Origin of the sequence: Candidatus Pseudomonas phytovorans, assembly GCA_029202525.1 — a bacterium.
Lineage (GTDB): Bacteria > Pseudomonadota > Gammaproteobacteria > Pseudomonadales > Pseudomonadaceae > Aquipseudomonas > Aquipseudomonas phytovorans.
In genome coordinates this window covers 1,162,328-1,181,544 of the sequence record CP119325.1, presented here as the reverse complement: position 1 = coordinate 1,181,544, position 19,217 = coordinate 1,162,328, and the positions used below count along the sequence as shown (strand labels likewise).

The 19,217-nt window shown below is 55.4% G+C and carries 15 protein-coding genes and 1 pseudogene; 9 read left to right on the top strand and 7 right to left on the bottom strand.

Going from position 1 to position 19,217, the window contains the following annotated elements:
- Positions 1–151 precede the first annotated feature (151 nt).
- From P0Y58_05145 to P0Y58_05120, 6 genes are all read right to left on the bottom strand, one after another.
- On the bottom strand, positions 152–919 hold the full coding sequence (locus tag P0Y58_05145; GenBank protein ID WEK31585.1) for an SDR family oxidoreductase: 768 nt from the start codon (positions 917–919) through the stop codon (positions 152–154).
- A 593-nt stretch (positions 920–1,512) separates the two neighbouring features.
- Positions 1,513–2,229, bottom strand: a complete 717-nt coding sequence (locus P0Y58_05140; protein ID WEK31584.1) for an ABC transporter ATP-binding protein — start codon at positions 2,227–2,229, stop codon at positions 1,513–1,515.
- The gene (locus P0Y58_05135; protein WEK31583.1) at positions 2,226–3,101 is read right to left on the bottom strand and encodes an ATP-binding cassette domain-containing protein; all 876 of its coding nucleotides are present in this window, start codon (positions 3,099–3,101) and stop codon (positions 2,226–2,228) included. Before P0Y58_05135 ends, P0Y58_05140 begins: the two co-directional genes overlap by 4 nt.
- Positions 3,098–4,399 (bottom strand): high-affinity branched-chain amino acid ABC transporter permease LivM, encoded by a 1,302-nt coding sequence (gene livM / locus P0Y58_05130; protein ID WEK31582.1) that lies wholly within the window; start codon positions 4,397–4,399, stop codon positions 3,098–3,100. The genes P0Y58_05135 and livM overlap by 4 nt, the downstream gene beginning before the upstream one ends.
- Before the next feature lie 2 nt (positions 4,400–4,401).
- Positions 4,402–5,316 (bottom strand): branched-chain amino acid ABC transporter permease, encoded by a 915-nt coding sequence (locus P0Y58_05125; GenBank protein WEK31581.1) that lies wholly within the window; start codon positions 5,314–5,316, stop codon positions 4,402–4,404.
- A 145-nt stretch (positions 5,317–5,461) separates the two neighbouring features.
- Positions 5,462–6,598 carry a branched-chain amino acid ABC transporter substrate-binding protein gene (locus P0Y58_05120; protein ID WEK31580.1) on the bottom strand — a complete coding sequence of 379 codons (1,137 nt, stop codon included), beginning with the start codon at positions 6,596–6,598 and terminating at the stop codon, positions 5,462–5,464.
- Positions 6,599–7,068: 470 nt separating this feature from the next.
- Here P0Y58_05120 and pncB point away from each other — a divergent pair, with 470 nt between their 5' ends.
- The 6 genes and pseudogenes from pncB (at position 7,069) to P0Y58_05090 (ending at position 15,279) form a co-directional block, all read left to right on the top strand.
- A complete protein-coding gene (gene pncB / locus P0Y58_05115) occupies positions 7,069–8,274 on the top strand; it encodes a nicotinate phosphoribosyltransferase (protein ID WEK31579.1) in 1,206 nt (401 codons plus the stop codon).
- 3 nt (positions 8,275–8,277) lie between these two features.
- Positions 8,278–8,802: pseudogene (gene nadE, locus P0Y58_05110) on the top strand (NAD(+) synthase).
- Between the two features lie 138 nt (positions 8,803–8,940).
- Entirely contained in the window at positions 8,941–10,209 is a 1,269-nt protein-coding gene (locus tag P0Y58_05105; GenBank protein WEK31578.1) for a tyrosine-type recombinase/integrase, read from the top strand.
- Positions 10,206–12,641, top strand: a complete 2,436-nt coding sequence (locus P0Y58_05100; GenBank protein ID WEK31577.1) for a hypothetical protein — start codon at positions 10,206–10,208, stop codon at positions 12,639–12,641. The genes P0Y58_05105 and P0Y58_05100 overlap by 4 nt, the downstream gene beginning before the upstream one ends.
- Positions 12,638–14,770: a site-specific integrase gene (locus P0Y58_05095; protein WEK31576.1), complete on the top strand. Its 2,133-nt coding sequence runs from the start codon at positions 12,638–12,640 to the stop codon at positions 14,768–14,770. The genes P0Y58_05100 and P0Y58_05095 overlap by 4 nt, the downstream gene beginning before the upstream one ends.
- A complete protein-coding gene (locus P0Y58_05090; GenBank protein WEK31575.1) occupies positions 14,767–15,279 on the top strand; it encodes a hypothetical protein in 513 nt (170 codons plus the stop codon). Before P0Y58_05095 ends, P0Y58_05090 begins: the two co-directional genes overlap by 4 nt.
- Before the next feature lie 99 nt (positions 15,280–15,378).
- Here P0Y58_05090 and P0Y58_05085 read toward each other — a convergent pair whose 3' ends face one another.
- Complete coding sequence (locus P0Y58_05085) at positions 15,379–16,533, bottom strand: hypothetical protein (protein WEK31574.1); 1,155 nt, start codon at positions 16,531–16,533, stop codon at positions 15,379–15,381.
- Between the two features lie 698 nt (positions 16,534–17,231).
- Between P0Y58_05085 and P0Y58_05080 the strand changes: the two genes are divergently transcribed.
- From P0Y58_05080 to P0Y58_05070, 3 genes are all read left to right on the top strand, one after another.
- Entirely contained in the window at positions 17,232–17,600 is a 369-nt protein-coding gene (locus P0Y58_05080; GenBank protein ID WEK31573.1) for a hypothetical protein, read from the top strand.
- Between the two features lie 710 nt (positions 17,601–18,310).
- A complete protein-coding gene (locus P0Y58_05075) occupies positions 18,311–18,520 on the top strand; it encodes a hypothetical protein (protein ID WEK31572.1) in 210 nt (69 codons plus the stop codon).
- A 26-nt stretch (positions 18,521–18,546) separates the two neighbouring features.
- Positions 18,547–19,002, top strand: a complete 456-nt coding sequence (locus P0Y58_05070; protein ID WEK31571.1) for a hypothetical protein — start codon at positions 18,547–18,549, stop codon at positions 19,000–19,002.
- The last annotated feature ends 215 nt before the right edge of the window (positions 19,003–19,217 follow it).

Sequence of the window (19,217 nt, the reverse complement as noted above, 5' to 3'; positions counted from 1 at the left end):
CTGTAGGAGCGGCCTTGTGTCGCGAAAGGGCTGCGAAGCAGCCCCGGCTATCTGTGCATTTTCGCTGAAATCCTGGGGCTGCTTCGCAGCCCTTTCGCGACACAAGGCCGCTCCTACAGGGTCAGTGTATGTCTCAAGCTAGCCTCTCGGATCAGCCCTTGACCGAGCGGTCGATGGAGAACCCTGCCCAGTCCTGACTCACCGGCATCAGCTCCAGGCTGTTGATGTTGATGTGCGCCGGCTGGTTGAGGATCCAGAAGATGGTCTCGGCAATGTCCTGCGGCTGGATCGGCTCCGCGCCTGCGTAGGTGGCATCGTACTTGGCCTGGTCACCACCGAACCGCACCAGCGAGAACTCGCTCTCGCACAGCCCCGGCTCGATGTTACTCACGCGCACACCGGTGCCGCGCAGGTCGCAGCGCAGGCTCAGCGAGAACTGGCCGACAAAAGCCTTGGTGCCGCCATAGACGTTGCTGCCAGGGTACGGGTAGTTGCCCGCCACCGAACCTACGTTGAGGATCGACGCGCCGCGACCGTGGGCAATCAGCCGTGGCAGCAGCAGGCGGGTGGTGTACATCAGGCCCTTGATATTGGTGTCGACCATGGTTTCCCAGTCGTCCAGGCTGCAGTTCTGCGCCGCGTCCACACCCAGTGCCAGGCCGGCGTTGTTGACCAGGCCACGGATCTTTTCGAACCCGGCTGGCAGGTTGTCGATGGCCTGCTCCATGGCTTTGCGGTCACGGACATCGAGTACCAGGCCATGCACTTCGGTCTGGGCCGACAGCTCGGCGCACAAGGCGTCCAGGCGCTCCTTGCGCCGGCCAGTTAGCACCAGCTTCCAGCCTGCTTCGGCGAAGCGGCGGGCAGTGGCCTCGCCGAAGCCGGAAGTGGCGCCAGTGATGAATACGGTGGACGTCATGCTCTGTTCCTCACGGTAGGTTGTCATGGCAGCTTTGCAGCATGCCCGCGCCGGGCGCTGTCAGCAAGCCGTTCGGGGCGCTGTACATTTTTTGTTCATATCCGGCAAACCCTTGCAGCAGAAGGCTCGGCGCAAGCTATGCGCATGTTATCCACAAGCCTTTCCCCACGGATTGGGGGCAACTTGTCCACTGCGCGGAACCCTTTCAGCGGGTTGTGGCCGGTGGATATCTTTTGGGTAATGGCGCAAGGCTTTCAAGCATGCCGCCTGTAGCGGTCTGTCCAATGTTTTTACACAGAGTTACCCACAGCCATGGCGCTAATTTCAGAGTGATTTCGGGGCTGTGTAAAACCTCGGAAAATCGTCCACAAGTGGCATGTGATCAAAAAATGATCGTATCTGTGCAGAGCTTGGTATCAAAGGGCTGGAGCGAGATGCCACCATGTTTTCCACAGGCGGCTCCACATTATCCGTGGACAAGATCAGCTTGTGGAAACAAGCGCTTGCGAGTGGTTATTGACGTGTATCGAGAGAGAGGCGCAGCAAGTTGTCCACATTGAGAATGGGGCTGCTTTGCAGCCCCGGCATCCAACTCAATGCCCGCCAAGATAGGCGTTTCGCACTTCTTCGTTGACCAGCAGCTCCTGCCCGGTGCCGGTCATGCGGATCTCCCCGTTGACCATCACATACGCGCGGTCCGACAGCTTCAGCGCATGGTTGGCGTTCTGCTCCACCAGGAAGATGGTCATGCCCGTCTTGGCCAGTTCGCGCAGGGTCGAGAAGATCTGCTTGACCACGATCGGCGCCAGCCCCAGCGAGGGCTCATCCAGCAGCAGCAACTTCGGCCGGCTCATCAATGCACGCGCAATGGCCAGCATCTGCTGCTCGCCGCCGGACATGGTCATCGCCCGCTGCGTGCGACGCTCTTTCAGGCGCGGAAACAGCTCGTACATGCGCTCCATGTCCTCCTTGGCATATTTGTCGCCAATCGGGATGGTGCCCATCATCAGGTTTTCTTCGACAGTCATGTCGGGGAACACCCGGCGCCCTTCCGGCGACTGGGCAATGCCGTTGGAGGCAATGTAGTGCGACGACTTGCGGGTGATTTCCGTGCCGCGGTACACGATTTGCCCGGAGGCTGCCCGTGGCTGGCCGAAGATCGACATCAGCAGGGTCGACTTGCCGGCACCGTTGGCACCGATCAGGCTGACTGTCTCGCCCTCGTTGATGTGCATCGAAACCTTTTTCAGCGCCTGGATCGGCCCGTAGAACACGTCCAGGTCCATCAGTTCGAGAATGGGTGCACTCATACCAGTTCCTCTTCGTCTGCACCCAGGTAGGCGGCGATCACCGTCGGGTTGTGGCGGATTTCCTGCGGCGCACCTTCGGCAATCACGTTGCCGTGGTCCAGCACCACGATATGGTCGGAAATGCTCATGACCATGCCCATGTCGTGCTCAATCAGCACCACGGTGATGTCGTGTTCGTCACGCAACACACGGATCATGCGGCTTAAAGCCTCGGTTTCCTGCGGGTTCAGGCCGGCAGCCGGTTCGTCCAGGCAGATGATCTTCGGCCGCGTGCACATGGCCCGGGCAATTTCCAGGCGGCGCTGCTGGCCGTAAGACAGCTCGCCGGCCAGGCGGTTGGCGCAGTCGACCAGGTCGACCACCTCCAGCCAGTAAAAGGCGTGGTCCAGCGCATCGCTCTCGGCCTTGCGGTAGGCCTTGGTGTTGAGCACCCCGGCCAAAAGGTTGCGGTTGACCCACATGTGCTGGGCCACCAGCAGGTTCTCCACCACCGACATTTCCTTGAACAGGCGAATGTTCTGGAAGGTGCGCGCCAGGCCTGCGCGGTTGACCAGGTGGGTACCGCCGAACATCTTGTAGTACATGCGGTTGGCAAAGCGCGCCGGCGACACGAAGTCGGCCGCCTGGAAGCGCTCGCCGAGCAGCTGGATGACGTTGGTGTGGCTGCCGCGCACGTTCAGCTCGATGCGCCCGCCACTGGCCTTGTAGAAACCGGTGAGGCAGTTGAACACCGTAGTCTTGCCGGCGCCATTGGGGCCGATCAGGGCGAATATCTGGTTGCGCCGGACCTTGAGGCTGACATCGCTGAGCGCCTTGATGCCGCCGAACTGCATCATCAGGTTGTCGACCGAGAGAATGATTTCGTCGCTCATGGCGCCACTCCTTTACGCGGGGTCACACCGGTACGGCTGATGCGGATCAGCCCACGCGGTCGCCAGATCATCATCAGCACCATCAGCACGCCGAACAGCAGCACCCGGTATTCGGAGAAGCTGCGCAGCAGTTCAGGCGCAACGGTCAGCACGAACGCTGCGATTACCACGCCCACGGTCGAGCCCATGCCACCCAGCACGACGATGGCGAGGATCAGCGCCGACTCGAAGAAGGTGAACGACGACGGGTTGACGAAGCCTTGGTAGGTGGCAAAGAACACCCCGGCCAGGCCGGCAGTGGAAGCACCCAGGGTAAACGCCGAAAGCTTGACCAATACGTGATTCAGGCCCATCGACCGGCAGGCGATCTCGTCTTCACGCAGCGCCTCCCAGGCGCGGCCGACCGGCATGCGGGTCAGGCGGTGCTTGATGTACAGCACGGCCAGCACGACCAGGAACAGCACCGCGTAGATGAACACGAACTTGAGGTTGGCGTTGTATTCGAAGCCGAAGAACTCATGGATCGGCACCCCGCCGTCCTTGGCCCGGCGGCCGAACTCCAGGCCGAAGAAGGTTGGCGAAGGCGCCGGCATGCCGTTGGGGCCACCGGTGAACGACAACCAGTTGTTAAGCACCAGGCGGATGATCTCGCCAAAGCCCAGGGTCACGATCGCCAGGTAGTCACCGTGCATGCGTAACACCGGGAAGCCGAGTATGCACCCCGCCAGCGCCGCCGCGATGGCCGCCAGCGGCAGCACGCTCCAGAAGCCCAGGCCAAGGTACTGGTAACCCAGCGCCAGGCCGTAGGCACCAATGGCATAGAACGCCACGTAGCCCAGGTCGAGCAAGCCGGCCAGGCCAACCACGATGTTCAGGCCAAGGCCCAGCAACACGTAGATCAGGCCGAGGATGACCACGGTCAGCAGGTACTTGTTGGCGAAGATCGGGAAGACGATGGCAATCACCACCAGCGCCGGGATGATGTAGCGCAAGCGCGACTTGTAGTCCGGCGCGTTCACATGCACGCCCGACCCACCGCTATCGAAGCCCTGGAGCATGCGCACGCCAGCGGCGGTCTGCAGGTACAGGCTGAGCAGGAAGCGCCCCAGCATCACCCCGCCGACCAGCCAGGCCACACGGCGGGGCTCGGCGTTGAAGGTGTAGCCGTCGAGCACCACGCCAACGACCGGGCCAAACACAATGAGTGCCAGCAGGCCGGCGACGATGGTCTCCAGCAGGCTGCGTTTAAGGTCGAAACCTTTGGTTTCGGAAGCAGAGGCAGTTTTGGCAACGGACATGTTCACACCTTAGCCACGAGCGGGCGACCCAGCAGGCCTTGTGGGCGGAAGATAAGGATCATCACCAGCAGCGAGAAGCTGAACACGTCCTTGTAGTCGGAGTTGATCAGGCCAGAGAACAGCGACTCGGAAATACCCAGAATGATCCCCCCGAGCATGGCGCCAGGCAGCGAGCCGATACCCCCGAGCACTGCGGCAGTGAACGCCTTGATGCCGATGATGAAGCCTGCGTAGAAGTCGAAGGTGCCGTAGTTCATGGTGATCAGCACACCTGCCAGGGCGGCCATTACCGCACCGATGACAAACACGTAGGAAATCACCCGGTCGGTGTTGATGCCCAGGATCGAAGCCATCTTGCGGTCTTGCTGGGTAGCACGGCACATGCGGCCGAGCTTGGTGTACTTGATCACGTAGGTCAGCAGGCCCATGCCCACGAAGGCGGCGATCAGGATGAAGATCTTGGTGTAGGTCAGTTGCACGAAGCCGGTGCCGACTTCAACGCGCAAGGCCCCTTCAAGCAGGGTCGGCACGCCTTGCTGGCGGGCGCCCTGGCTGATCTGTGCGTAGTTCTGCAAAATCAGCGAGATGCCGATGGCACTGATCAGCGGTGCTAGGCGGGTGGAGTTGCGCAGGGGTTTGTAGGCGATGCGTTCGATGGTGAAGCCATAAACGCCCGTGACGACGACGGTGAACAACAGCGTGCCCAACATCAGTAGCGGGAACGACTCGACGCCGAAATAGGCCAGCAATGCCAGGCTGATTGCCGCGAGGTACGCGGAAATCATATACACCTCGCCATGCGCGAAGTTGATCATGCCGATGATGCCATAGACCATTGTGTAGCCGATGGCGATCAGGCCATAGACCGACCCGAGGGTCAGGCCGTTGACCAGTTGCTGCAGGAAAATACCATCCATAACGCAATCTCACCTGAGTGAGACTGCACGGGCGCCGGCCACGGATGAAGCGGCCCCAAGCGGCGCAGAACCGTGCAGATCTCCGAAATAAAGACAGGTACCGCGGGGCTTGGGCCCGAGCATCAGCCCGGGCCTTGGGCCGTTATTATTTTTGTTTTTCCAGCTGGTGGTATTTACCGTCTTTGTCCCACTGGTAGACCACGTAGTCGGAAACGGTCAGGTCGCCTTTGCTGTCCCACTTCTTCTCGCCCATGACGGTCTTGACCGGGTTGGCCTTGAGCCACTTGGCCGCGTCTTCGCCCTTGTTCGACTTGGCACCGTTGAAGCCAGCGGCCAGGGCCTGCAGCGAAGCGTAGGCATACAGGGTGTAGCCTTCAGGCTCGGTACCGTTCTTGCGGAACTCTTCCACTACCGCCTTGCTGTCAGGCAGCAGGCGCGGATCGGCGCCGAAGGTCATGTACACGCCATCGACGTACTGCTTACCGCCGGCGGTGGCCACCAGTTCGTCGGTGACGATGCCGTCATCGGACATGAACTTGACGTCATTGAGGCCTGCTTCACGCAACTGGCGTACCAGCGGACCCGCTTCAGGATGCAAGCCACCGAAGTAGACCACGTCCGCGCCAGCACCGCGGATCTTGGTAACCACGGCGCTGAAGTCTTTCTCGCCACGGGTCAGGCCTTCGTACAGCACAGGCGTGACACCGCGCTTGGTCAACTGCGCCTTGGTCGCGTCGGCCAGGCCCTGGCCATAGGTGTCCTTGTCGTGCAGCACCGCGACTTTCTTGCCTTTGAGCACATCGACGATGTAGTCGCCAGCGACAATGCCCTGCTGGTCGTCACGGCCGCACATACGGAACATGGCGTTCAGGCCGCGCTCGGTCACTGCTGGGTTGGTCGAACCCGGGGTAATGGCGATGATGCCCGCTTCGTCATACACCTCAGAGGCTGGAATAGTGTTGGAAGAACAGAAGTGGCCCACTACGCCGATCACTTTGTCCTGGTCGGCCAGACGGTTGGCCACCGCAACGGCCTGTTTGGGCTCGCAGGCATCGTCGCCTGCAACCAGCTTGATCTGCTCGCCATTGATGCCGCCATTCTTATTGATGACATCGGCCGCTGCCTGCGCACCTTTCATGTACTGCTCGCCAAACGCCGCGTTAGCCCCGGTCATCGGGCCCGCTACACCGATCTTGACGTCGGCCTGTACATACGAAGAAACACCCAGTGCCGTAGCCACGGCGAGAGCCAGGAAACCTTTCTTGTAAAACGTCTGCGACATGAGGTGGTGCTCCTAGAGTTTTTTTTGGTTGGCACTACAACTTCTCAACCCTGAGCTCTGAGCAAGGGCCGTGCCATAGGTTTTGTCTTCCGGGAAAACACACTGTGCGGGGTGCCTACAGGCGACCGACGGCCTTTTCTTTATTGAGCGTGCAACCGTCTGCGATGCGGCAGGCGCCACCACACGTACAGACAAGGAGCAACCATCGAGTGCCATCATTGCAACCCTGGCAAGTGTTTACGTGCAACCGCCCTGTAACAACGGACGTCACCGAAGTGCACACCGCTGGTGCGCGACTGCTACAGGCGGCACCGTTTGAAGGCTAGCTGGTGCACGGAAAAACACCTCTGTTTTGGCTATTACGCGGCCCTTGTGGGAGCGGGTTCACCCGCGAAGTGGCCAGCCCAGACACAACAAGGCCAAAAAGGCTGGCACAATGTGAGCCATTCGCCGCTTCCGGAGCCCCCTTGATGAGCGAAAGCGCATTCGCCGAGCGCATCGTGCACAACCTGCTCGACACCGACTTCTACAAACTCACCATGATGCAGGGCGTGCTGCACAACTACCCGGACGCCGACGTCGAATGGGAATTCCGCTGCCGCAATGGCGAGGACCTGCGCCCCTACCTCGGCGAGATCCGCAACCAGCTTGAACTGCTCAGCGACCTCACTCTGGATGATGGCCAGCTGGCCTTCCTGGAACGCATCAGCTTCCTCAAGCCCGACTTCCTGCGTTTTCTGCGCCTGTTCCGTTTCAACCTGCGCTACGTGCGCATCGGCATCGAGAACGACCAGCTGTTCCTGCGCCTGAAAGGCCCATGGCTGCATGTGATCCTGTTCGAAGTGCCGCTGCTGGCCATCATCAGCGAAGTGCGCAACCGCCAGCTGCACCCGCACATGCGCCTGGCCGAGGCGCGCGACCAGCTGTACCGCAAGTTCGACTGGCTTCAGGCGCATGCCAGCGACGACGAACTGGCCGACCTGCAGGTAGCCGACTTCGGCACCCGGCGGCGCTTTTCCAGCCGCGTGCAGGAAGAAGTGGTGCGGGTGTTGCGCGACGACTTCCCGGCCCGTTTCGTCGGCACCAGCAACGTCGACCTGGCATGGAAACTGGATATCAAGCCGCTGGGCACCATGGCCCACGAATGGATCATGGCCCACCAGCAGCTCGGCCCGCGCCTGATCGACAGCCAGATCGCCGCGCTGGACTGCTGGGTGCGTGAGTACCGCGGCCTGCTCGGCATCGCCCTGACCGACTGCATCACCATGGATGCCTTCCTCGGCGATTTCGACCTGTACTTCGCCAAGCTGTTCGACGGCCTGCGCCACGACTCCGGCGAGCCGGTGGCCTGGGCGGAGAAGGCCATCACCCATTACCAGAAACTGGGTATCGACCCGATGACCAAAACCCTGGTGTTTTCCGACGGCCTGAACCTGACCCGCTCGCTGGAGATCTTCCGTGCCCTGCGTGGTCGCATCAACGTCAGCTTTGGCATCGGCACCAACCTGACCTGTGACATACCGGGTGTGGCCCCGATGAGCATCGTGCTTAAAATGACCGACTGCAACGGCGCGCCCGTGGCCAAGATCTCGGACGAAGCCGCCAAGACCCAGTGCCGCGACGAGAACTTCGTCGCCTACATGCGCCACGTATTCAAAGTCCCCAGCAAGGAGTAACCCATGCAAGCGGTTCAGCAAGAGATTGCCCAGGCGCTGAAGGTGCAGCCGCCGTTCGCCGACACTGCCGCGCTAGAGGCCGAAGTCGCCCGCCGCGTGGCGTTCATCAAGGACTGCCTGGCCAACGCCCGGCTCAAGACCCTGGTGCTGGGCATCAGCGGCGGTGTCGACTCGCTGACAGCCGCCCTGCTCGCCCAGCGCGCCGTGAACGAACTGCGCGCCGAAAACGGCGACAAGGCCTACACCTTCATTGCCGTGCGCCTGCCCTACCAGGTGCAGCACGACGAGCATGACGCCCAGGCGTGCCTGGACGTGATCAAGGCCGATGAAGTGCACACCGTGGATATTGCCCCGGCAGTGCGGGCCTTGGCGGCTGAAGTGGTGGCGTTGAAGAACGGCTCACCGACGCTGGTGGACTTCGTGGTGGGCAACGTCAAGGCGCGTACGCGCATGGTTGCCCAGTACACCATCGCCGGCGCACGCGCAGGCCTGGTGATCGGTACCGACCACGCCGCCGAGGCGGTGATTTCTACCCCCCTACACTAAACTGCACAACCCCCTCTGTACACCCCGTCCCATCCCCTTCCCAGCATCTCCCCTCCCCACCCATAATGCACACCGCCTGTTCCCCAGAAGGCTGGAACGGAATCCAAAGGTAGTGTGTGAATGAAGGTGATCACAGTCAAAGATAAGCCCCTCGACCTGAGCTACTCAGTCCTAGCTCAAGGGGAATTCCGTGAGCAATTCCTGGCCCAGCCTGAAGGGAAGAATCCCGAAGTGAAGGTAACAGGGTGCGTGTTGATGGGGAGTGGAGAGCAACTGCAACCCCTAACCTCCGAGTACCTATGCCGCAACCTCCAGAAGAACAAGCTTGCTGACCAAAGCACCACATCGTACGCAAGCCGAATCATGTACCTGGTGGAGCACCTGAAGACCCTTGAGGAATATGAGACTAGCAACCGTGACGATGCGCTGCTGAGCGTGACGGTAGGTAGGCTGGAGAGCTACCTTGCGGGGCTGAACGATGCCGGCCTGGCGCCCAAGACTATTAAAGGAAGAGACTCAGCCCATCTCCACATGTTCAAGACGTTCCTGTGCAATCCGTACGATGATGGCCCGGCGATCCGGGAGGACAATCCTTACGAAACAGGGCTGATTTGGAGAGGCAAAGCGAACGCCCTTGGGATTGTGCAGCCATGCAGCATGGACGAGCTGGAACAGCTTATTCTGCACGCAGTATCTGAGCGTGAGCGGTGCTTGATCCAGGCCGTGTACGACACGGGAGTGCGGGAGTCAGAAGTTCCTAGGATCACGCTGCAGGCAATACGGGATGCGCTGGATTACCAAAAGCTCCAGTTCATCACCCAGGCTGGTACGCACGTCAAACCGATGAAGGCGCCCTACTGCCCACTCCAAATCGCAGGGAGCAAGGGGAATAGGAACCAGATCAAACCTCGCACGACACTGGTCAGTCGGACGACGCTGGAGCGCATTGAGGACTACCACAAAACCCCTCTGTACCGTCGTTTCGCCAAACGGTACCCGAGCCCTGAGGAGACGCCAGCGTTCTTCAACGCTCACGGTGATCCCTACAAAACCAAGAGTATTGAAAAGCTCTTCGATCGCGTGACCAAGCGTGCTTTGAAAGCCAAGAAGATCAGGCGGCTCATCTCGCCCCACAAACTCAGGCACGGCGGCGCCTACGCAATTCTCAACAGCCCAGACCTAGGCAAAGACTATCTGGATCGTCTCGTCACGCTTTCGAAATCATATGGGCACCAACGAGAGATGACGTCCGAGGGATACACGCTTATCCCACTGGATCTGTATCAATTACTTGCTGAGCCGAGTGAACTAATTAAGACCAAAGCCAGCGAGATGGCATTGCTTCGAGAAAGAACTACTAAGCGAATCCGTACAGGAGACAAGAAATGAATATCGAAACTCCTGAAGGAACTCGCCAAGAAGTTAAAATGCGAACAGCCAAGCGCAAGCGCTTGGAAAGCGATATCACACAAGAGATCGAAGCCTGGGCCACGCATATCAAGTCGAGAAGAGAGAATCTGCTCGGGGTTCAATTGTGTCAGAACGGTGAGCCGGCTATTGCACCCACCTATCTAGAAAAGCAGTTGGAGTCAAGTTACAACGTCTTCAAAACTAGGACGGAGATCCTAGACTCGGTTATCCAGCAGATGATGGATGAAAAAATTATCATTGCCGGGCACAACTCAATTGCCAACGAGTGGCGACGAAAATTGCTGTGCTGGTATGAAGGGCTTTCAGATTCAGAAAAACAGGCCATCCCAATTTTCGGAAAGACCATCTCGGTCAGTAAGTGCCTTGGTAAAGTCCCAGGAATGGGCAACCTCAAGTGGGCGCGCTTAAACATCCCCCTCGTCGACGAGACCTTTAATGAAATTCTGGAAGACCTGAAAAAGCGAGGCGTAATCAAAAGCGACTACAAGACGGTTGCTGAGCGAAATGCTGAAGTCGAACAGAATAGGGAAGACTCGCAAAGAGGCGAAACTTGGCAGACACAGCTTAATACTTTGCGCGCCATCCCTCTCTCGCACATCACCGAATTGGTACCAATTGATCCTGCACGCCCCTTCGTACAAGTATTCCATATGTTCGCCGCAGCATCCATGGGAACAAAGTCTCTATCAGGGCAGCTGGGTTTCGTTGAGGGTTTCAGACAAGTCAGCCAACACCTTAAAGGAATTGGCTTCACAGGCACTGAGCACGCACTTGAACTCATTACGCCTAATTATCTTGCACGTTTGCGAAACCATCTAAAAGAACAAGTATTCATTGGAGCAATGTCGACACACACAGCGAACGACACAGTTTCATCCACTCGCAAAATGCTGAATCGCGCACTCAAAATAAAAGGCATCGGCTTCACATCGTTTACAGACACCGAAGGTTTTGAAACCACACGATCTACCGACGAGTACCGCCCCTATACCCGTCGCGAGCGCCTCATAATCAAAGACGCATGTGAATCAGAGATCTGGGAGACAAATAAACTTGCTGCCGACTACGTAAAATTCAGCGGCGGATGCGACCCAATCAACGACAAAGGTCATGTACAAAACGGTCTGGGCACATTAGAAAACGCCAGATGGATATTTGAAAACAAGCTCGACTGCCAGCGCGTAAGCGCAGCTTTCGCTGATGATAACAACCCCTATGAGAAGGGCTTTTCCAAGATCCTCGGATACTCCAAGATGGGCATTGCTGACATCTATGCCAGCTGGGGCGTGATCTATGAACTTACCTCTCGGGTTATCGCTCCGTATGTAGTCCGCCTAGCGCAGGTCACTGGCCTCAACGCGGACTCGCTAAAAACACTCGATCTAGATGACTTTGTTAAAAGCCACGACATCACCAAACGGCCTTATCTGCGCTACTGGAAAGAACGGTCAGGTGGAGAAAAGTTCTACCATCTTGACTTGTTTCATGCTGACCTCACGTGGCTAAGCGTCGCGCAGAGCGTGGAGGTCGAAAAGATTTTCAAAGATGTTGCTTTCTTGACCCGCCACATTCGGGAGCGTGCTGCTCCGGCCATCAGAAACAGGCTATTCATTTATGAATCGCAGAAGATGTCTGAATACCGCGAAGTCAAATCGCTTGAAAACTCTACCATCATCAACCTAATGATGAACCGGTTCGCCAAGGATCATAACCTGAAGAAAGACGACGGTAGTGAACTTTCGATTTCAGCTTCGAGGTTGAGGCCTAGTCTTGTTGCGGAACTGGTAGAGCAAGATGTGTCACTGCGAGAGATTCAGATGATTCTCGGACACAAACACGCAAGTACCACGATCGGCTATCTCGACAAGTTGGAATTCAGCAAGAAGGCGCGAAAGATTGTTGATGAAGCCCTGAAAAAAATTCACAAGGAATACGTGCTGGCCCAGGCGAGCGGCGGAGACATCCAAACACCGGCCAAGACTAACGTCGACACCGTCAACGACCCTAGCTCACCGGCAGTCATCATCAGAACTGGCTTGGTGGAGTGCCGAAACGTTTACGATCCACCGGCAGAGATCCGCAACTCGCCAGGCTATGTGGAGGGAAACCCGTGCGCACTGCTGAACAAGTGCCTGTCCTGCCGAAACAGCATTATCTCGGTTTCCAACCTGCCAGACCTGTTCGCAATGCGGCGTGACTACCGAACTATGATGGATACCACTGGCGTAGGTCGGACGCCGTATGGGCGCGTCATCCGAGAGAACCTGGAGACCCTTGATAGCATCCTGACGCCGTCAGCCCAAGGCTTCGACGCACAGCAGTTGGAGCATGCAGAGCGCCTGTCTGAACACATCCTCACGAGCACTCTGGTAGAAGGAATGACCCTATGATCGCCACACTCGACAACCTTATCTACCAAATCAAGCCAGTGAGGGAGCATTTCGTTCGCCTGCTTAGCGCCCAGAATGTGCTTTACGCTGGGTATGCGGGAGCAGAGGCAGGCCAACAGCAGAGCAGCGCTGTGCACGATCCTGTGAGGGTCTTCGATGCCCTCATGAACCTTCCCGTGAGCAAGCTCAGCGTGCTCCGGGATCCTGTGTGGGACTTCACAGACGAAGCAGAACCAGTCGCAAGGCTCATTGAGGGTGCGAAGTCCAGAATTGACTTCACGAATTACCCAAACCTCAATAACACAATCTTGTTTGAGCTGAAGATTGCCTTCATGTGTGCATTGCAGATGCCTGGTGCACTCCGCCGGAGTGATCGGCTGGTAATTCCTAAGCCTCACACGGTGTGCGATATCTTCAAGTCGGTAATACCGTTCTACGACAAGATGTGCGAGCGAAAGCGGCGTGAGCAAGGGGACGATTTCTTTGAGCTATCCTATTACAGTCTGGCCGACTTTCGTGAAGAGGACTATATCGAAGAGGCCAAAGTTCACGATCGAGCATTTCGAAACACAACAAACCAAGGTTTCAAATACCTGCGATCACACTTCCTTCATGAAAACCTGTTTGCTAGGTCTCTCCCCTATGTAGAAATGCACACTTTGGAATGGAAGCAAAATAGCGTAACCAATCCAAAAAAAAGGGAGAGACAAAAGTACTTTAGTAATCGAATTTTCGAAAAGTGCTCTCGCAAGGCGACCTTCGTAGTCGTTGACTTCCTCAGAGCACTGAAAGAACCGATCCACGATAAGGACGGGCTTGAACGCGTGATGGCGGATGGCTACAACGCAGCCGCAGAGGCCAAGCTTACCAAAAAGAACTTTGACATCTACGTTGCTATGAGGATGTCCGCTAGGGGGTATACCGGAAAAGAAATCGAACCGTTCCTTTACTCTACAGATCCGGAATTTTGGTCGTTGCAGTCGCGGCGTGATGGGATGTTTAAGAAAAAAGATGCCCTTTCCCTGCTAACCAAAGCAAACATGGACGATGATTTCTATCAATACCTCACGCACGTGAGTAACAGTGCATTCTACGTTATCGGCCAATATACAGGCATGAGGCCATCCGAGCTATCGGGCATTATGGCTGAAGGTTGCCTAGACAAAGACGATTTCGGCCACAATCTGATCTTGAGCACTGTCATCAAAAACCGGGAACTGGCAGGTAAGCTCTTTGGGGATAAGTGGGCAGCAATCCCTATTGTCATGGATGCAGTGCGAACCCTTCAAATCTTGAACCGATTCAAGCAACACCCTTATCTGCTAGCCAATATGAACACCATAGCCCCTGGCGAACAAGATAAAGCGAAGTCTATCGGCAGCTTCACATACGTGTTGTACTCATTCTTGTCAGAGGTTTTGGAACTTGATGAGCTCGAAGAGCTGGATGTATCTGCATACACACTACGACATTCATTGGCGCATCAAATGATGAGAGCTGCAGTAGGGCTCCCTTTCGTGTCCTACCAGTTGAAGCATTTCGGCAACGCGGTGGGTGCAATCGGACAACATCGAATGAGTACCGTCACGATCGACTACGGCGGTATTGGTGAAGCTCTAACGGCAGACGGGGGCCGGGCAGTCGGAAGGTCTATCCGGCATGAGGCTGAGCTCGAATTGGTCATGAATACCTGTGACCCCGATGGCAGCTATGTCGGTGAGCACGCAGAAGCGTACAGAGCGCGGCTCAAAAAGTACTACCAAGGCTACATCGAGGCAGGCTACACCAAAGAGGAAATCTTTGATCGGATGGTGGAGAACGACTTCGCTATCATCAACGTAGGCCAAGGCTTCTGTTACGGTGAGGCCACAGAGGAGTTCGATGCTTCTCTGCCCTGTATTGGCTCACTACGGTGTAATCCCAACCGGTGTAAAAATGCCTTCGTGACCAAGGCCAATGCGCCAAAGTGGCGTGAGGTCTATGTGCAGAACACGATTGCTCTGAAGAAGTTTGAGTCATCCAGCGAGATAATTCATGGTGACTTCGAAAAATCGGTTGCCCAGTTGAAAGCAGCTATTGAAGAGGCTAAGGGAGTGCTTGAGGGGCTGGGAGAGGAATTGGTAGTATGAGTTCTGCTCCTTACGACGATAAGAATAGCGAACAATTTGAAGCCGTTACGGAGCAGCTTAAGGAAGCTCTGCGCAGATTAGAGAAGGATTCTTCACTGTCAGCTTCAGTTTCTTCACTAGCTAGGCTGTCGGGCGTACACAGGAATACCATCTACAACCGCCAGTGGCCCCAAGAGAAACTCGCAGAAATCAAAGAGCGGCGCATACAGCAGAAAAAAGATGCAGTAATCGCCAAGGCTGCTCCGGAGTCACCTGAAGTGCTACTGGAACAATGCAGGCTTGAGGTCATCTATTGGTTCACTCAATTACAAGCTGCCCGAGAAGCTAATACAGCATTGAACAATTCACTTAAAGAGACTGAAAGTAGTCGCAATATACATATGAAGCTGTCGCAAGAACGCCTGCAGACCATCAACAAGCTGACATCCGAGATCAATAAACTTCAGGATGCGCTGGCATTGCAGGAAGAAGAGCTATTGCTGATGAAGCATAAACTATCTACAGAATAGAGAGCCTCTCACGAAAAGGTGGGTATCGAACGCACTCGCACCCACCTATTGCACTCAAACCAACAGCCTACCTGGATCTAGCAGTCGATAGGCTATCGATTACTGATATACACTGATGACTTCTATATCGCTTACGATCCTTTTGGTCAGTATAGCGATTTCCTTGGGATCAGTATACGCTACCCCCCAACGCGGATATTTGTCTGTAAAGTTATAACGAAGGTAGGTCTCGCCTGATACTTCATGTTCCTCTCCAAGCTCATCCGTGATGAATTCAGGCTCCCATTCAGAGGCACCGTAGGAGCTCAAATGCCCGAGGAGATTTCTGCAATCAACCGCAATCCGTCTCAAGTAGGGAAATGCCGATATTCGTGCTTTCTGTCTGGCTAAGTTGTTCAGAAGTTCATAGCCCTCCTCAACCACTACCAGATCGCGCTTATCAATTTTAGTGATGGCTTCACCGTAAGTGCGAATCGCCCTGCTAGCTTCTTTCATTGCCCCAATGAATTTTTCAACACCACGAATAATATCAATGTGTACTAGGGGGGATTCGCCAATCGAACTTAATGCTTGCACATCAATGCTCGACAATAAGCTCTCAATCGCATGAACAGCTTCTAGAGTGGGAGGGGTTTCTTTAGGATCTATTTTATCCCTATATCTGCCAACCTCGTAATGTAGCTCTTGGATATCGAGACCATCAAGGTGGAAATTTTGGCCAGCGGGTACAGCAATCTGCCACTTCCAAAGCAAAAATGTACTCAATCCGAGGTAACTGCGGATCTCATCCCAACCCAGAATATGCAGCTCAGGTAGAGCTATACTTGGGAGGCATGGATAAGGAGTAGAGTCATCGCGTTCAGCCTGCGCATTAGCGTTCTGCTTCTCAATCCAATTCGATAAAGAAACCTTAACGTCTGGCTGCTTGATCATAAAGAAATAATGGGAGACTTCTTTATCGTAGTCTCTGAGCTTCTTCAATTCGTCCCGAAGCTTTGTTGTAGTAATTTCTTCGTGCTTCTTGCACTGTGCAACAGCTTGGGTAGCAGGATCCCTGACATCAATTCCGTACTGCTTGTCACCGGTAGTACCATATGCACTGATTCGGCTATGAGTTCGGTTGAGAATAGGAATTCGTCGAGACTTGAGCACATACTCAAAAATGTCAACGCAAAGCCTTTCAAAATCCTTCGCATCGACGGGCGGCTGAAATCGTTTGAGTTTATCTTCTACAGCTGGTGGAAGCTTGTACATCTTCGCTCCTGCGTATTTGGAGTGTGCCGAACCAAATCATTCTGTTCAGACGGGCTCACGGCACCTTCAGCGTTGGCCTCGACCACCAATCGGTTGGCGAAGGCTTGATCTTAAGACCACCTTGATTATGACGCCATGGACAACAGCGCGCCCAATAATGGCACAATGCCATTGCCAGGCAAAGGTTTAGAAAGAGCCGTATCCATCCATTTCCAGCAAACTGCAGGGTGATCTTGCATAGCTCCGGACAAGGCCCGGCATCTGCTTAGAGGCCGTCAAGGCTCAGTGCAAAACCTCGACGCAGGTCTTGCCCGACTTCTCGTCCGCTCTGGTGCCATCTTAGGCGTCCTCTTCGAGTCCGAAGAGGCGACATGCACGTGATACACAGCCTGCAGTCTTTCGCCAATCTTAGTACATGAAAAATTAATAAAAGGCACAAGATATGGCGCCCCAATGACTCTGAGGTACATCATCTAGTATCCGACTCGCTTACACGCCATCACGTTCATTATGGGAGATCGTCATTCGGTAGGCTAAAGGCTGGAGAATCCCCTGCGGAGCCATATTGCCATCACCCTGCAAATGTATCACCATTCGGCCGCTAGGTTCGCCTCGCCGAGCGAGCAGTAAGAGTTGTCCATTAACACCAGCCAGCAGGCTGTGTTATGGGCGTACATGACCACCACAGGGAGTAAAACATGTCTGCATTTTCAGAAATAAGCAGCTTCGGAGAAGAGTGGAAAGGAACCACAAACTTCAAGGTCATGCCTGTTGGGAACTATGTATTTACAGCGATGATTACGTACATTTCAGATCGTTACGGAACTGAGCGCGGAAACTGCACTGTACAGATTATCCGAAATGGAATGCAAGATGGCGAGATCATAATTTATGCCAATGGAGCACTTCAGTCCGAATCTCACCACTTGAGCTTTATTGCAAAATGGCAAAAATACGAGTTCGACAAACAGGACGGAACGCTGGTGGTAACTGGCAATTCTGATAAAATGGGCGGCGATTATTCTGTACGGATGCTGCCAAGCGGACAGGTACCAAGCTTCCTATAGATTCAGCGTCCTTCCAGTCTTTAGGTCGTGAGAGCTAAGCCCATTGACGTCGCCCTCTGGGGCGGGCTGCTAAGCCCGCCTTCACACGCCCCGCTACAATTACAAGCGCAAAATTAGGTTATGGGCTCGTTTTCCTAGCTCACAGGGATTTCTGCGCGCTTTTGCTCAAGGAGAAACTCAAGGATCGCTTCGTCTGTTGCCATTCCCGATCGAATTTTACCCGCTAGCAAATCAATAGCTTTCCACGAGTCGGGCGCTTCCATTGCACTTTTCAAAAATGACTAACCCATGGACTGTATAGCGCACCTAATCTTAAGCCTCCGGCGAACTCACCTTCCGAACCCCAGCATTTAGGGCGATGGTGCCCGGGTATATTTTATTGGACGCGATCACCCTTATCGCAAGGATTTCCGTTCGCCAACGAAACTTTTATTCCAAGCCGTTCGAGGCAAAGGTCGTTCAAGAATACCTGCATCCGGCGCAACCTTGTCCAATATTCCCAGCAGTCATGGCATCGACGCCAATGTCGACAGGCTGGACGAGTGACTGGCTCGGACACTGTCGAACTGCACTTACAGCTTGACCGCTGCGGCAGGCCTCGGCCCCAAATTCTAAGACAGGGCAGAAAGCGAGCGTGAGCATCTTGGTTCGTAGCCTAATATGGGGAAGGCAGATCAGCATCTCTTACCCTTACCAGGAGCATTCCCAAGATGGAAATCTTCGGCGACTCATCGGAAAAAGCGACGGCATTGCTACACCGACTGGGTGTCCATGAAGTGGCTTCCGAGATCTGGGCGTTCATAGACATGGACGTCGCGAGCCACGGCCATGTTCATCACTCTCAGCAGCCGGTGGCTCTTGCTCGTACGCCGCTATCAATCCGACGTTTGCAGCCGGCCGCTTTCCCGGATACACGCTGATCGACCTGGTTGAAAAAGTGAGTTGTATGGACGGCGCTGAACTCGCCGCATTGGCGAAGGTTTGCCAGGTACCTCCACCGATAGACTGGTCAACCGAGGAACGAGGTGAAAAGTTCGGAGAGGTCGCTTGGCACATCGTTAAGAAATACGAGTTGGATGCCTGCTTCACCCAAAGTAGGCCGTGGGGGATCCAAGAAGGTAGTCATTACAGGATGCGTCCTTGCGGCTTCGATCATGATCGGTCAGAGCCTGATCCTGAGGGGTTAAAAGCAATGCGCCAGGCATACAGAGAAATGACCGTTTTACAGCGTGTGATGGTACTTACGCTGCTTCACCTATATTCTCCAAGAAAGGACGACTTCTACCTGATAGGTGGCTGCCCGACCAATATTTCTGCAGCTAAAGCACTTGGAGTTTTGCGAGCAGATGGAAGTGCGATAAGGGAGTGGGGACTGCTCGTAACTCATTACGCAGGCTGGTGATGCTGCCCGCGTGCCTGATTGGCGGCGAGCGTCCGGCAAACACACCTTCAGATCTCCAGATTGAAGATCATCGTTTCTACCTGAAATGTGCGGACACCATCAACCTTAATGCTGGAGTTCGACAGGTGAGTTATCCGAGACCTCTGCCAGTGCCAAGCTGGAGATCCAGCAGTCCGGAAATAAAAACCGGCACTCTCGTGCCGGCTTATGACTGT